Annotated in this window: 15 protein-coding genes; 5 read left to right on the forward strand and 10 right to left on the reverse strand. The window is 68.0% G+C overall.

Going from position 1 to position 13,239, the window contains the following annotated elements; genetic code table 11:
• Complete coding sequence (locus tag LYSCAS_RS03080; RefSeq protein ID WP_036170123.1) at nt 1-714, reverse strand: response regulator transcription factor; 714 nt, start codon at nt 712-714, stop codon at nt 1-3.
• Between the two features lie 139 nt (nt 715-853).
• On the opposite strand from LYSCAS_RS03080, the gene LYSCAS_RS03085 reads away from it, so the two are divergent.
• Complete coding sequence (locus LYSCAS_RS03085; RefSeq protein WP_343225465.1) at nt 854-1,198, forward strand: DMT family protein; 345 nt, start codon at nt 854-856, stop codon at nt 1,196-1,198.
• 3 nt (nt 1,199-1,201) lie between these two features.
• Here the strand turns inward: LYSCAS_RS03085 and LYSCAS_RS03090 are convergent, their stop codons facing one another.
• Genes LYSCAS_RS03090 through LYSCAS_RS03110 form a run of 5 tightly spaced genes read right to left on the reverse strand, consistent with a single transcriptional unit; the run spans nt 1,202 to nt 7,003 of the window.
• Nucleotides 1,202-1,585, reverse strand: a complete 384-nt coding sequence (locus LYSCAS_RS03090; protein ID WP_213435568.1) for a type II toxin-antitoxin system death-on-curing family toxin — start codon at nt 1,583-1,585, stop codon at nt 1,202-1,204.
• Nucleotides 1,582-1,806, reverse strand: coding sequence for an AbrB/MazE/SpoVT family DNA-binding domain-containing protein (locus LYSCAS_RS03095; protein WP_213435570.1), 225 nt, complete (start codon nt 1,804-1,806; stop codon nt 1,582-1,584). The genes LYSCAS_RS03090 and LYSCAS_RS03095 overlap by 4 nt, the downstream gene beginning before the upstream one ends.
• A 55-nt stretch (nt 1,807-1,861) precedes the next feature.
• Complete coding sequence (locus tag LYSCAS_RS03100) at nt 1,862-2,773, reverse strand: TrmH family RNA methyltransferase (RefSeq protein WP_213435572.1); 912 nt, start codon at nt 2,771-2,773, stop codon at nt 1,862-1,864.
• Complete coding sequence (locus LYSCAS_RS03105; RefSeq protein WP_213435574.1) at nt 2,770-5,907, reverse strand: efflux RND transporter permease subunit; 3,138 nt, start codon at nt 5,905-5,907, stop codon at nt 2,770-2,772. The genes LYSCAS_RS03100 and LYSCAS_RS03105 overlap by 4 nt, the downstream gene beginning before the upstream one ends.
• A gap of 1 nt (nt 5,908) precedes the next feature.
• Nucleotides 5,909-7,003, reverse strand: coding sequence for an efflux RND transporter periplasmic adaptor subunit (locus LYSCAS_RS03110; protein WP_213435576.1), 1,095 nt, complete (start codon nt 7,001-7,003; stop codon nt 5,909-5,911).
• A gap of 198 nt (nt 7,004-7,201) precedes the next feature.
• Here LYSCAS_RS03110 and cysK point away from each other — a divergent pair, with 198 nt between their 5' ends.
• Nucleotides 7,202-8,155, forward strand: a complete 954-nt coding sequence (cysK, locus tag LYSCAS_RS03115; protein WP_213435578.1) for a cysteine synthase A — start codon at nt 7,202-7,204, stop codon at nt 8,153-8,155.
• 29 nt (nt 8,156-8,184) lie between these two features.
• On the opposite strand, the gene LYSCAS_RS03120 is transcribed toward cysK, so the two are convergent.
• Entirely contained in the window at nt 8,185-8,724 is a 540-nt protein-coding gene (locus LYSCAS_RS03120) for a hypothetical protein (RefSeq protein ID WP_213435580.1), read from the reverse strand.
• 187 nt (nt 8,725-8,911) lie between these two features.
• On the opposite strand from LYSCAS_RS03120, the gene LYSCAS_RS03125 reads away from it, so the two are divergent.
• From LYSCAS_RS03125 to LYSCAS_RS03135, 3 genes are read left to right on the forward strand one after another with little or no spacing between them, the layout of a single operon-like run.
• Nucleotides 8,912-9,427 (forward strand): O-acetyl-ADP-ribose deacetylase, encoded by a 516-nt coding sequence (locus LYSCAS_RS03125; protein ID WP_213435582.1) that lies wholly within the window; start codon nt 8,912-8,914, stop codon nt 9,425-9,427.
• A complete protein-coding gene (locus LYSCAS_RS03130; RefSeq protein ID WP_213435584.1) occupies nt 9,424-10,047 on the forward strand; it encodes a DUF6498-containing protein in 624 nt (207 codons plus the stop codon). Before LYSCAS_RS03125 ends, LYSCAS_RS03130 begins: the two co-directional genes overlap by 4 nt.
• A gap of 48 nt (nt 10,048-10,095) precedes the next feature.
• Nucleotides 10,096-10,602, forward strand: coding sequence for a hypothetical protein (locus tag LYSCAS_RS03135; protein WP_213435586.1), 507 nt, complete (start codon nt 10,096-10,098; stop codon nt 10,600-10,602).
• Between the two features lie 171 nt (nt 10,603-10,773).
• On the opposite strand, the gene LYSCAS_RS03140 is transcribed toward LYSCAS_RS03135, so the two are convergent.
• The 3 genes from LYSCAS_RS03140 to LYSCAS_RS03150 form a co-directional block, all read right to left on the reverse strand.
• Nucleotides 10,774-11,784, reverse strand: coding sequence for a class I fructose-bisphosphate aldolase (locus tag LYSCAS_RS03140; RefSeq protein WP_213435588.1), 1,011 nt, complete (start codon nt 11,782-11,784; stop codon nt 10,774-10,776).
• Nucleotides 11,785-11,863: 79 nt separating this feature from the next.
• Complete coding sequence (locus tag LYSCAS_RS03145) at nt 11,864-12,469, reverse strand: hypothetical protein (protein WP_213435590.1); 606 nt, start codon at nt 12,467-12,469, stop codon at nt 11,864-11,866.
• Nucleotides 12,470-12,577: 108 nt separating this feature from the next.
• Nucleotides 12,578-13,198: an energy transducer TonB gene (locus LYSCAS_RS03150; protein ID WP_213435592.1), complete on the reverse strand. Its 621-nt coding sequence runs from the start codon at nt 13,196-13,198 to the stop codon at nt 12,578-12,580.
• Between the last annotated feature and the right edge of the window lie 41 nt (nt 13,199-13,239).

The following is a 13,239-nucleotide window of genomic DNA, read 5'->3' on the forward strand; positions in this document are numbered from 1 at the left end:
TCAGGCCGGGGGCTGTTCGATGTCGGCGATCCTGTAGCCCGCGCTCTGCACGGTGTGCAGCAGGGGCTTTTCGAACGGCTTGTCGATGGTCTTGCGCAGGTTGTACAGGTGGCTGCGCAGCGTGTCGGAGTCCGGCAGGCCGTTGCCCCAGATCTCGCGCTCGATTTCCTGGCGGCTCACCACGCGCGGCGATTCGCGCATCAGGATGGTGAGCAGCTTCAGGCCGATCGGCGAGAGCTGCAGTTCGCTGCCGGCGCGCGTGGCGCGGAGCGAGGCGGGATCGAGCACCAGGTCGGCCACCTTCAGCACCTCGGCGCCCACCTGGCGGCGCTCGCGGCGGATCAGGGCGCGCAGGCGCGCTTCCAGTTCCTGGATCGCGAACGGCTTGGTGAGGTAGTCGTCGGCGCCGGCGCCCAGGCCGGTGAGCTTCTCGTCCAGCGTGTCGCGCGCGGTCAGCATCAGGACCGGCGTGGACTTGCGCGCTTCCTCGCGCAGCCGCTTGCACACTTCCAGGCCATCCAGGCGTGGGAGCATGAGGTCGAGCACGATCACGTCGTAGCTGTTCTCGGCGGCCAGGCGGTAACCGTCCAGGCCATCGGAGGCGTAGTCGACTTCGAACCCCCGGCCTTCGAGGTATTCGCCGACCATTTCGGAGATGTTGCGGTTGTCCTCCACGATGAGGACGAGGCCGGCGGGTTCTTCACTGCTACGCATGGAGTGGGCTCCTGTCTGGGCTTCAGGTTCGTGAAGGTGCCGACCGACCGGTGCAGGCTCCGTGAAGACGCCGAAAGCGTCAACAATGGCGTCAAATCACGCCCTTCTCCGCCCATCTCCCCCCAAGGACCAAACCCGGATGCCCATGGAACGCCTGCTCCCCATCCTCCTGCTGCTGGGTTCGAACATCTTCATGACCTTCGCCTGGTACGGGCACCTGAAGTACAAATCCGCGCCGCTGGCGCTGGCGATCTTCGCCAGCTGGGGCATCGCCCTGTTCGAGTACACGCTGATGGTGCCGGCCAACCGCTGGGGCAGCGCGGTCTATTCCGCGCCGCAGCTCAAGGGCCTGCAGGAAGTGATCACGCTGGTGGTCTTCGCGGGCTTTTCGATCTGGTACCTGGGCCAGCCGCTGCGCTGGAACCACTGGGCCGGCTTCGCGCTGATCGCGGTGGCGGCGTGGCTGATTTTCCTGGAGCCGTGATCGTCAGGCGACGGCGCAGGAGCGTAGCCATGCTGCCAACGCATCTTGCGTCATCGTTCCAGCCGCCACGGCTTCGACGGCGCGTACCGTGCTGATGGGGTCGACACGAACGCGGACGCCGTGATCGGCGAGGAAGATGCGCGCAAGCAACCATCCGGTGCGCTTGTTGCCATCGACGTAGCCATGGTTTCGCGCGATGCCCCAGCAGTACGCGGCCGCCAGGTCGAACACATCAGGCTCGCCGTAGTGCGCGAGTTGTTCGGGGCGCGCGAGTGCGGATTCGATGACACCGAGATCACGAATGCCTTCAGGACCGCCGTGTTCCGCGAGTTGGCGCTCGTGCACCACATGCGCGAGCTCTGCCGAAATCCATTTCCATTCCGTCATTTCGCGAGCGCCCGGAGGATCTCCTTGTCCTCGTGCATGATCTCTTCGGCGAGCGACATCTGGCGAACGAAATCGGGGTTGTATGCGCTGATGTGCGCACCCGTCGGCGTTTCGACCAGGTAGAGCGTGTCGCCTTTTTTCACGCGCAGGAGCGCCTGCGCCTCCTTCGTGAGGATGACGCCGGCGGACGAGCCGATCGTGGTGACCTTGAGCGAAACCATGGCAGGGACCTCAGCGGGTATATAACGAACGTTATATTGCACCCGCCCAGGCGCCCTACGCAACCGCCTTGGCCTTGCGCGTCCACTCGGCGAGCAACACCGCCGTGGCGGCCGCGACGTTGAGGCTTTCGACTTTCCCGCTGCCGGGGATCGAGACGCGCAGGTCGCACGCGGCGGCGAGTTCCTGCGACATGCCTTCGCCTTCCGCGCCGAGCACGTAAACCAACCGCTGCGGCAGTTGCGCATCGAACACGCTTGCACCGTCGCGCACGACGGTCGCCGCGAGCGCAAATCCCGCGCCGCGCAATTGGGCCAGCGAATTGTCTTCGCGGCCCAGCCGGATGAACGGCACCGCTTCCGCGCCGCCTTCGGCCACGCGCGCGGCGGCGCCGGACAGGCTCAGCGTCGAATGCTTCGGCAACAGGATCGCCGCGACGCCGAAATGCGCGGCCGAGCGCAGGACGGCGCCGAGGTTGTGCGGATTGCCCACGCCGTCGAGCCACAGCACGCACACCGGACCCTGCGGCACGTGCTGCAACCACGTCGTCAACGTCTGCGGCGTTTCGCGCTGGAAATCGGCGACCACGCCTTCGTGGTGCGTGCTCGACGCGAGGCGCTGCAGGTCGGCCTCATCCTCGACCACGCGATAACCGACGCGATGCGCGACGCACCAGCGCAGCATCGGTTGCAGTTGCGGGATGCGTTCGGAGACCAGGTACAACTTGCGCAGCGCATCGGGACGGCGATGGAACGCGGCGCGCACGGCGTTGACGCCGTACAGGCGCAACTCGAGCTCACGATGTTCGCGGACGTGCTGGTGCTCGGCCGTGGCGATGTCGCGCGGCGACGGCGCACGCGAAGGATGTTCGCGCTTCGGGCCGTCGGGGCGGCGCGGTCCATTCGCCTGCGGACCGCGCGAGGGCGGGCCTTTCGGCGGTCCTTTCGACTTCCACGGCGAATCGCTCACGCATGTTCTCCCAGGCGGTCGCCCGCCGGACGCACGGTGGCTTCGAGTTCCTTCAGTTCATGCGCCACCGCTTCGGGCGAACGCGTGTACGGCGCCAGCAACGCATAGAACGCAGGCACGACGAACAACGACAGCAACGTCGAGAAACCGACACCGAAGATCACGACCACACCGATCGTCGAACGACTCGCCGACCCCGGCCCGCCCGCGAGCACCAGCGGCACCGCGCCGACCATCGTGGCGATCGAGGTCATCAGGATCGGGCGCAGGCGCACGCCGGCCGATTCGACGATCGCCTCGCGCACGCTGCGCCCTTCGTCGCGCAGCTGGTTGGCGAACTCGACGATCAGGATGCCGTTCTTCGCCGCCAGGCCCACCAGCATGACGATGCCGATCTGGCTGAAGAGGTTCAGCGTTCCGCCCGTGACCCACAGGCCGAGCAGCGCACCGAGCACGCCCAGCGGCACCGTCAGCATGATCACGAAGGGATGGATGAAGCTTTCGAACTGCGCGGCGAGCACGAGGTACACGACGAGCAACGCGAGCGCGAAGGTGAGCAGCACCGCGCCGCCCGCGCGCTGGTATTCGCGCGATTCGCCCTTCCAGTCGATCTGCGCGTGTTCCGGCAATTCCGCCTTCACCGCGTCCTGCAGCCACGTGATCGCATCGCCCATGCGATAGCCCGGCGAGAGGCCCGCGCTGATGGTGATCGAACGCAGGCGGTTGAAGCGGTTGAGGCTGCCGGCCTCGGCCACGTCGTGCAGCGTGACGAGGTTGGACAACGGGATCAGCGCGCCATCGCGTGCGCGCACCTGGATGGCTTCCAGGTCCGCGGGCGTCGCGCGGCCGGCCTTCGTGGATTGCACGACGACATCGTATTCCTCGCCGCCGCGCACGAACGTGGTCACGCGGCGCGAACCCATCATCGTCTCGAGCGCATGGCCGATGTCTTCCACGCTCACGCCCAGGTCCGACGCACGCTTGCGGTCGATCTGCACGCGCATCTGCGGACGCGTTTCCTTGTAGTCCGAATCCGCGCCGGTCAGGCCCGGGTTGGTCTCGATGCGCGCGAGCAGGCGATCGCGCCAGGCCGCAAGTTCCGTGTAGTCGGGGCCTTCGATGACGATCTGCACCGGCTGGCCGCGCGTGCGCACCAGGCCGCCGCCGACCTGCGTGGAGACGCGCATGCCGGGCAACGCATCCAGTTCGGACTTGAGCTGCTTGGCGACGTCCAGCGTGTTCTCGGAGCGCTTGTCCCAATCCTTCAGGAACACGCTGAAGCGCGCGGTGTGCATTTCTTCGCTGGCGCCGAAGCCGCCCGGAACGCGCGCGTTGGCGCGTTCGATCGGGCCCTTGCCCTGGATCTGCGGCGCGATCATCTTCTCGGCCTGCTGCACCTGCTGCACGGTGTAGTCGTAGCCGGCGCCTTCCGGGCCCGTCAGGCTCACCTGGAACGACCCGCGATCTTCCGGCGGCGCCAGTTCCGACGGCACGAGCTTGAACAGCACGGCGCTCGCGCCGAGCGCGACGAGCATGAGCGCACCGAACCACAGCGGCCGCCCGACGTTGCCCTGCAGGAAGCGGCGATAGCGCGCGGTCACGCCATCCAGGCGCGCGTTGACCCAGCGGTTGACCGGATTGGATTTCTCTTCGCGATGCGGGCGCACGAGCTTGGACGACAGCATCGGCGTGAGCGTCAGCGCGACGAACGCCGACAACGCCACGGCGCCCGCCAACGCGACGGACAACTCGCGGAACAAGCGCCCCGTGTTGCCCTCCATGAAGCCGATCGGCAGGAACACGGCGACCAGCACCGCGGTGGTCGCGATCACCGCGAACGCCACCTGGCGCGTGCCGCGCGCGGCCGCCACGAGCTTGGGTTCGCCGAGGTCCGCGCGACGCTGGATGTTCTCCAGCACGACGATCGCATCGTCCACCACCAGCCCGATGCACAGCACCAGCGCGAGCAAGGTCAGCAGGTTGATCGAATAGCCGAACACGTACAGCGGCACGAAGGCCGCGATCAGGCACACGGGCACCGTCACCGCGGGAATCAGCGCCGCGCGCAGGCTGCCCAGGAACAGCCAGATCACGATCAGCACCAGCACGATCGCCTCGATGAGCGTGTGGTACACGCGTTCGACCGAGGCATCAATGAAGGTGGTGGTGTCGAAGGCGACGAAGATCTTCGTGCCGGCCGGCAGCGTCGGGCGGATGCGGTCGGCTTCGGCGCGCACGGCGTTGGCCACGTCCAGCGCGTTCGCCGTCGAGGTGCGCGCGACGCCCAGGCCGATGTTCGGTTCGCCGTTGCTGCGGTAGTACGAACGACGCTCGGCGGAGGCCAGCTCCACCTTCGCGACGTCGCCCAGCCGCACGACATACCCGTCCGGGCCCTTGCCCAGCGGGATCTGCGCGAAATCCTCGGGCTTTTCGTAACCGCGCGCGACGCGCAAGGTGAAGTCGCGCGATTCGGATTCGATGCGGCCAGCGGGGAGCTCGACGTTTTCGGCGCGCAGGGCGTTCTCGACATCGATCGCGGTGAGGCCGCGCGCGGCGAGCGCATCGCGATCCAGCCAGACGCGCATCGCGTAACGCTGCTGGCCGCCGATGCGCACCTGCGCAACGCCGTCGATGCTCGACAGGCGATCGACGATGTAACGCTCGGCGTAGTCGCTCAGCTCGAGCGTCGACATCTTCGTCGAGCTCATGTTGAGCCAGATGATCGGATCCGAATCGCTCTCGACCTTGCTGACCTGCGGCGGATCGGCTTCGTCCGGCAGGCGGTTCGACACGCGGCTCACGGCGCTGCGCACGTCGTTGGCGGCGCCTTCGATGTCGCGCGACAGACTGAATTCCAGGGTGATGCGCGACTGGCCGTTGACGCTGCTCGACTCGATCGTCTCCACGCCTTCGATGCCCGACAACGCGTCTTCGAGCACCTGCGTCACGCGGCTTTCGACCACCGACGCCGATGCGCCGGCATACGCGACTTCGACCGACACCACTGGGGGATCGATCGCGGGCAGCTCGCGCAGCGTGAGACGCGAATACGCCATCACGCCCAGTACGATCAGCAGCAGGCTCAGGACGGTCGCGAAGACCGGACGTTCGATCGAAAGGTCGGACAGGCGCATGTCAGCGCGTCGCCGTGCGCGCGTTTGCGGCGTCGGCGATCTTCGCGCCCGGGCGCAGCTTGCCCGTGCCGTCGACGATCACGCGGTCGCCGGCTTTCACGCCGTCGAGGATTTCCGCGCGGCCATCGCGGCGCGTGCCGACCTTGACGTCCACCTGCTGCACCGTGCCGTCGTTGCCGACGCGATACACGAACGTGCGCTCACCCACCTGCACTACCGATATCTCCGGCAGCAGCAGTGCATTGCGCTCGCCGTGGCGCAGGTCGACGTTGATCAGCATGCCGGGGCGCAGGCGGTGGTCCGGATTGGGGAAGTCGGCGCGCACGTTCACCGAACGCGTGGTCGGATCGATGCGCGTGTCGATGGTGCTGACGACGCCATCGAACGCCGTGCCCGGATACGCCGCCGCGCGCCCGTACACGCGCTGGCCCTGCGCGAGCTGCGCGAGTTCGCCTTCGGGCATCGGGAAGTCGACGTACACGCGCGACAGATCATCGAGCGTGGCGATCACGGTGCCCGGCGTCACCAGCGCGCCCGGGCTCACCTGGCGGATGCCGAGCACCCCACCGAACGGCGCGCGGATCGTGCGGTCGCTGATCTGCGCGCGCACTTGCGCGGCCTGGGCATTGGCCTGGTCGCGCGCGGCGCGCTGCGTGTCGAGCTGCGAGGTCGCGATCAACTGCTGCTTCGCCAGTGCGTCCTGGCGATCGAGCAACTGCTGCGCTTCCTTCGCCGCCGCTTCGGCCTGGCGCAACGCGGCCTGCTGCTGCTGGCCCGACAAGGTGACGAGCACCGCGCCCTTGCCGACTTCATCGCCGCTGTCGAAATGCACCTGCTGCACGATCTCGCTCACCTTCGCGGTGACGGTCACCGATTCGCGCGCGCGCGCCGTGCCGATGGCCGTGAGTGCGTCGGAGAAATCGCTGGCGCGCACGATGGTGGTCGTCACCGCAACGGGTGCATTGCCGCCGCCGCGCGCGTCGCGATTGTTGGCGGCCGCCGCCTGGTCGCGGCCGCAGGCCGACAAGGTGGCGCACAGCGCGCAGGCGAGGAGGAAGGTGGACTTGGTGAACTTGGAGCGTGGGAAAGGCGTCATTCGTGAATTCTAGGCCGGTTGGCGTGGCAGTACGGTCACGGCGCGGGGCCGGAAGGCCACGAAAGGGCATCAACGCCCCATCCGCGCACGCGTTGACCCGGCGGACCCATGACCAACGACAGTGGCGCGCGCGTCCTGCCCGCGTCCTGCACACTCCGCGGACTGCGTTGTTCCCCTCGTCCCCCCGGAGAACGCCCCATGCGCCACGACAGCATCCTCGACACCATCGGCCGCACGCCGGTCGTCCGCCTCAACCGCATCGCGCCATCGCACGTGACGATGTACGCGAAGGTCGAATCCTTCAATCCGGGCGGCTCGGTCAAGGATCGCCTCGCGATCGCGATCATCCTCGACGCGGAAGCGAAGGGCCTGCTCAAGCCGGGCGATACGGTGATCGAAGCCACGTCGGGCAACACTGGCGTTGCGCTGGCGATGGTGTGCGCGGCGCGGGGTTACAAGTTCGTCGCGACGATGGCCGATTCGTTCTCGATCGAACGCCGCAAGCTGATGCGCGCGTACGGCGCGAAAGTGATCCTGACGCCCGCCGCCGAACGCGGCAGCGGCATGGTGCGCCGCGCGGAAGAACTCGCGAAGCAGCATGGCTGGTTCCTCGCGCGCCAGTTCACCAATCCCGCCAATCCCGCGTACCACCGGCAGACGACCGCAGCGGAAATCCTGCGCGACTTCGCCGGCGATCGCCTCGATCATTTCGTCACCGGCTGGGGCACCGGCGGCACGCTCACCGGCGTGGCCGAAGTGCTGCGCGTCGCGCGCCCCGAAACGAAGATCACCACGTGCGAACCAGCGGGCGCGGCGTTGCTGTCGGGCGCGGAATTCGTGCCGCACAAGATCCAGGGCTGGACGCCGGACTTCGTGCCGGAAGTGCTCAATCGCGACGTCGCGGGCACGCTGCTCAAGATCGACGAGATGGTGGCGCGCGACACCGCGCGACGCCTTGCGCAGGAAGAAGGCCTGTTCGTCGGCATCTCCGCGGGCGGAACGGTGGCCGGCGCGCTGGAAGTGGCGAAGACCGCGAAGGAAGGCGACGTGATCCTGGCGATGCTGCCCGACACGGGCGAACGCTACTTCTCCACGATCCTGTTCGAAGGCGTCAACGAAGGCTCGGACGACGAGTGGCTCGCCGGCTTGTGAGGCAACGCGCCGGCACGCAGCCGGCGCCGTCAGGCGACGAAGGTGCCGTCTTCGTGGGCGTGCGGATCCAGCCGGCCGTGGCAGATCTGCATCACGCGGTTGTGCAGGCGGCGCGGATTGTCGAAGGACTGGATGGCCAGCGCCGCCATGCTGATGGTGACCGTGAGGTTGCCCAGCGTGGTCTCGCCGCTGGCGGCCAGCATGCTCGGCGCCAGCGCGGCGGCCACGGTGAGCGCGACCGACACGAAGATGTAGGACCGGATCTGCGACCAGGCGTTCTGGTCGAGCCCGCGCGCATGGAAGCCATGGCGCACCGGCAGGCCCATCACCTTCGAGAGGGAATCGGCCAGGCGGATCTCGTGCAGCGTGCCGGCGGCCTTGATGGCGAAGGCGAGCAGCGTGGCGCCCAGGCCCGCGATCGGCACCCAGGCGGGCAGCCCGGAGCGCGGCAGCGCGACGCACGTGCAGGCGAGCACGAACAGGATCAGGCCGAGGCGGTGCAGCCAGGTGGCGCGATCGACGGTCGACTGCAGGCGGTCGACGTTACCGAGGGTGATGCGGGGCTTCATGGAAAGACTGACGTATCTGGGGTGCGCGCGGTTGCACGTTGGCGGGACGCATGGTGCCTGCGAGCGCCGCGCGGAACGCGGCTGCGCGTCACAGGGTGGCCACGAAGGGTGCGCATTTCACCATGCTTTCACGCGCCCGCGGTGAATGCGCGCGCACCCGCGCGCAAGCGGCAGTAGGCTGGCACGCATGGAAATCGAAGTGATCGAAGGCGACATCACGCAGTTGCAGGTCGACGCGATCGTCAACGCCGCCAATCCCACGCTGCTGGGCGGCGGCGGCGTCGACGGCGCCATCCACCGCGCCGCCGGCCCCGGCCTGCTGCAGGAATGCCGGGACCTGCCGGAAACCGCCCCCGGCGTGCGCTGCCCGACCGGCGAGGCCCGCCTCACCGGCGGCCATGCCCTGCCCGCGCGCTGGGTGATCCACACCGTCGGGCCGGTCTGGCATGGCGGCCACCAGGGCGAACCCGGCCTGCTGGCCGCGTGCTATCGCAACGCGATGTCCCTGGCCGCGGTGCACGGTGTCGAATCGATCGCGTTCCCGGCGATCAGCTGCGGCGTGTTCGGGTATCCGGTCGAACTCGCGGTGCCCATCGCGGTGCGCACGGTGCGTGCCTCAAGCGGTGGACGGCCGGCGCGCGTCGTGTTCGCCTGCTTCGATGCGGCCATGGCGAATCGCTACCGGGTGATGCTCGCGCTATGACACCGTCGGCCCGCAACCTGCTGCTGTCGAACGCCGCGACGCTGGCGGCCGCGCTCGTCTTCCACTGGCCCGCGGGCTGGTTGTTGTGGACGTACTGGATCCAGAGCGTGGTGATCGGCTGGTATGCGCGCAAGCGGATGTTGAACCTGCGGCGCTTCAGCACGACGGGCTTCACGTCGAACGACCAGCCCGTGCCGGAGAACGAACAGGGCAAGCGCTCCACCGCGAATTTCTTCGCGCTGCATTACGGTTTCTTCCACCTGTGTTATTTCCTGTTCCTGTGCGCCGAGCATCGCGTGACCGCAGGCTGGGACCTGCTGGTGCTGGCTGCGTGCGGCGTGTCGTTCGTGTTGTCGCAACAGCAGACCTACGCCGCGCAACACGCCGCCGACCTGCGCGGCAAGCCCAATCTCGGCACGCTGATGTTCACGCCTTACCTCCGCATCATCCCGATGCACCTGGCGATCCTGGTCGGCGCGGGCCTGGATGGCGGCGCCGGCTTGCTGGTGTTGTTCACCGTGTTGAAGACGGCGAGTGACCTGGGGCTGGATGCGATCGACAGGAATATGGCGCTGAAGCACGCGGAAAAGTTTGCGAGTGAGGGCCAACCGGAACACTGAGTTGACGATCCGGTCAGTGACGAAAGTCGCCTCGAACCGGATCGACGCATGCAATGGGCTGCCTATGTCAGTTGCCACGGAAAGCGATACTCGCTGCAGCATTTCCACGGCCGCCGCCAGACCTACCGACTTCCGCCCACCGCCACGCGACCGCGTGCGCGCGATGTCACCGTCGGCGTCAAGTTCGGCCTGCACTGCTTTACGCGGCGCGCTGCGGCGAACGAATCCGCAGAACCTTGCGCGATCTATCACGCAAACCCCGAAGGCCGGATCTTCTGCGAGACCCGGCATGCCATGGGCGAGGAATTGCCACGCATCGTCGCCACGATGCTCGACCGCAATTGTTACCTCACCGACCGCCGCAACCACGTGTTGTTCAGCACGGTGCGTACCGAAGCCGGAGAGGACTACGCCGTGTTCTTCGCGTTGCGGCGCGCTTCGCCGAAGACAGGGCTCGACGCCAACCTGATGGTGCTGAGCGCGCATCCGCGCCGGGGCTTCCGGCCCGGCGGCAAGCCCGACAAGTTCAGGCACTTGCTGCGCGCACTGCTCTGAAAAAGCGAAACCCCCGCAAGCGGGGGTTTCGTGTTCCGGGAGACTCTTGGTTATCCCTACCGTGGGGTGGGGACCGCTTGCGCGGTGGCCGGGCGCTTGCACCCGTCGGCGCGACCTGGGAGCGGACTCTACGCCGCTCCCCGAACCGGATCAAACCTGAAACGTCCTGCCTCAGGCCACCTTCTTCCACTGCCCCAGCGCCGCCAGGCCGTTGTCGCGCGCACGCGCGAACACCGTCTGCTGCGCCTTGGCCACGTTGTTGACCAGGTCCTGCGACCAGATCTTCAGCGCGGCGGACTGCATCGCGCGGCCGTAGGAGAACGACAGCGGCCACGGGTGCGGGCCCATCTTGTTCATCGCGTCGAGGTGCGCGGTGGCGTCTTCGTCGCTCTGGCCGCCGGAGAGGAACACGATGCCCGGCAGGATCGCCGGCACGGCGGTCTTCAGGCACATCAGGGTGTTCTCGGCGACGTCGTCGACCGACACGCGCTCGCCGCTCTTGTTGCCCGGCACGATCATCGATGCCTTGAGGATGGTGCCCTCGAGCATGACGTTCTGGTTGAACAGCGCGTCGAACAGCGAACGCAGCACGACTTCGGTGACTTCGTAGCAGGTCTGGATGTCGTGCGAGCCATCCATCAGCACTTCCGGCTCCACCATCGGCACCAGGCCCTGTTCCTGGCACAGCGCCGCGTAGCGCGCGAGCGCGTGCGAGTTGGCCTCGATGCAGGTGCCCGACGGGATGTCGTCGCCGATGTTGATCACCGCGCGCCACTTCGCGAAGCGGGCGCCGAGCTTGTAGTACTCCTCCAGGCGCGCGCGCAGGCCGTCGAGGCCTTCGGTGACGACTTCGCCCTGGAAGCCGGCCAGCGGCTGCGGGCCCTTGTCGACCTTGATGCCCGGGATGATGCCGTTGTCGGACATGTACTTCGCGAACGGCACGCCGGACTTGGTGGACTGGCGCAGCGTTTCGTCGAACAGGATGGCGCCGGAGATGTAGTCGCCGAGCTTCGGCGTGGTCAGCAGCATCTCGCGGTAGGCGCGGCGGTTCTCTTCGGTGTTCTCGATGCCCACGCCCTGGAAGCGCTTGGCGATGGTCGTGGTGGACTCATCGATCGCGATGATGCCCTTGCCGGCGGCCACCATGGCCTGTGCGGTTTCTGCAAGCTGTTCGATGCTCATTGGCGTCCTGGGGGCGATGGGAAAGGGCGCGATTATACGCCCCTCCCCCGCTCGGCCCGCCCCTGCAACGCCCCCCGCCTCAGCGGATCGGCCGGCCCTGCGCCGCGCCGGGATCGTTGATCATCGCGCCCGACGAGACCCCCTGGCGCGCGGCCCGCTCCATGTCGCGGCGCGTGTGGTCGCGGTCGGTGGCGTCGTGCTTGGCGTTCTGGATCGCCGCGGCCAGGTCAGAGACCTGGCAGTGGGAACGCAGCGCGGCGATGTCCATCGCCTGCTTGCCCATGAAGTGCATCGTGGCCACGGTGACGGTGCGCTGCGGCTCGGTCACTTCCGGGCGCGGCTTGAACTTCCACTGCGCCAGCGCGCCGGCGCCGGCTTGCGCGAACGCGTCGAAATACCCCTTCGTCGTGCCGGCGTCCTCGGCGCTGCTCCATTCCTTCACCACGGCGAAGTCGGACGTCGTGCCGTCGGGCTTGATCGCATAGGCCACCGCGACGCAGACGTTGTCGCCGCGCTCCTTGTAGGCAGCCGGATAGCCCGGCGCGGCGAGCTTGATCCCGTCGGCCAGCATCCACTGGTCGCGGATCCCGCCCTCGTTGACGATCCGGGTGCGGTCGCCGGCCTGTGCGGCGACGACGACGGTGCACAACGACAGCGCGAGCAAGGCAACGCGGGTGCGGGTCATGGGGCGGCTCCTGGGCCTGGGTGCTTGGGGTGCGCGCCGATCCTAAGCGAACGGCCGCTTCCCGTGCATGTGCAAGCCGGTGAATGTCGGGCGCGGGGTGACGGCGCCTCAGCGCTGCATGCCGCCCGGGGCGTTGTCGCGCTGGTAGCCGCCGGCCGCCGGCGTCAGGTCCAGCGAGTCCAGCATCACGTTGCGACGCGCGCCGCTTTTCAGCTCCCGCAGGCGGGCCGCCAGGTCGGGCACGCTGCACCGCTGGCGCAGGTCGTTCCGCAGGCCGCGCATGCCGAACACGAACGTGCCGACGGTGTAGACCTTCGTCGGCGCCGTCACTTCGGGCCGCGGCTTGAAGCGCCATTGCTTCAATGCGTCGGCGGCGGCCTCGGCGAAGGCGCTCCAGTAGCCGGGCGCGGGTTCGCTGGTGGCGCCGGCGCTGCTCCACGCCTTGACCAACGCGTAATCGGACGTGGTGCCGTCCGGATTCACGAGGTACCCCACGGCCACGCACACCTCGTCGCCGCGGCGCACGAAGGCCTGGGGGTACGCGGGCGCGGCGAGCGTCACCCCGTCGGCCAGCATCCAGCGATCGCGGATGCCGCCTTCATTGGTCACGGGGATGCGGTTGGCCGCGCGCGCCGTGGTCGCGCACGCCAGGGCGCAGCAGAGAAGCAAGGGCAAGCGGCTGTCCACGGCGCCGGAATACACCCACGGCAGCACGACCGCAACGACCATTGGTCGGCGCCGCGCAGGCGCCAATCCGGCCGCAGTGCAGC

The organism is Noviluteimonas caseinilytica (assembly GCF_018406605.1).
Classification (GTDB): Bacteria; Pseudomonadota; Gammaproteobacteria; order Xanthomonadales; family Xanthomonadaceae; genus Noviluteimonas; species Noviluteimonas caseinilytica.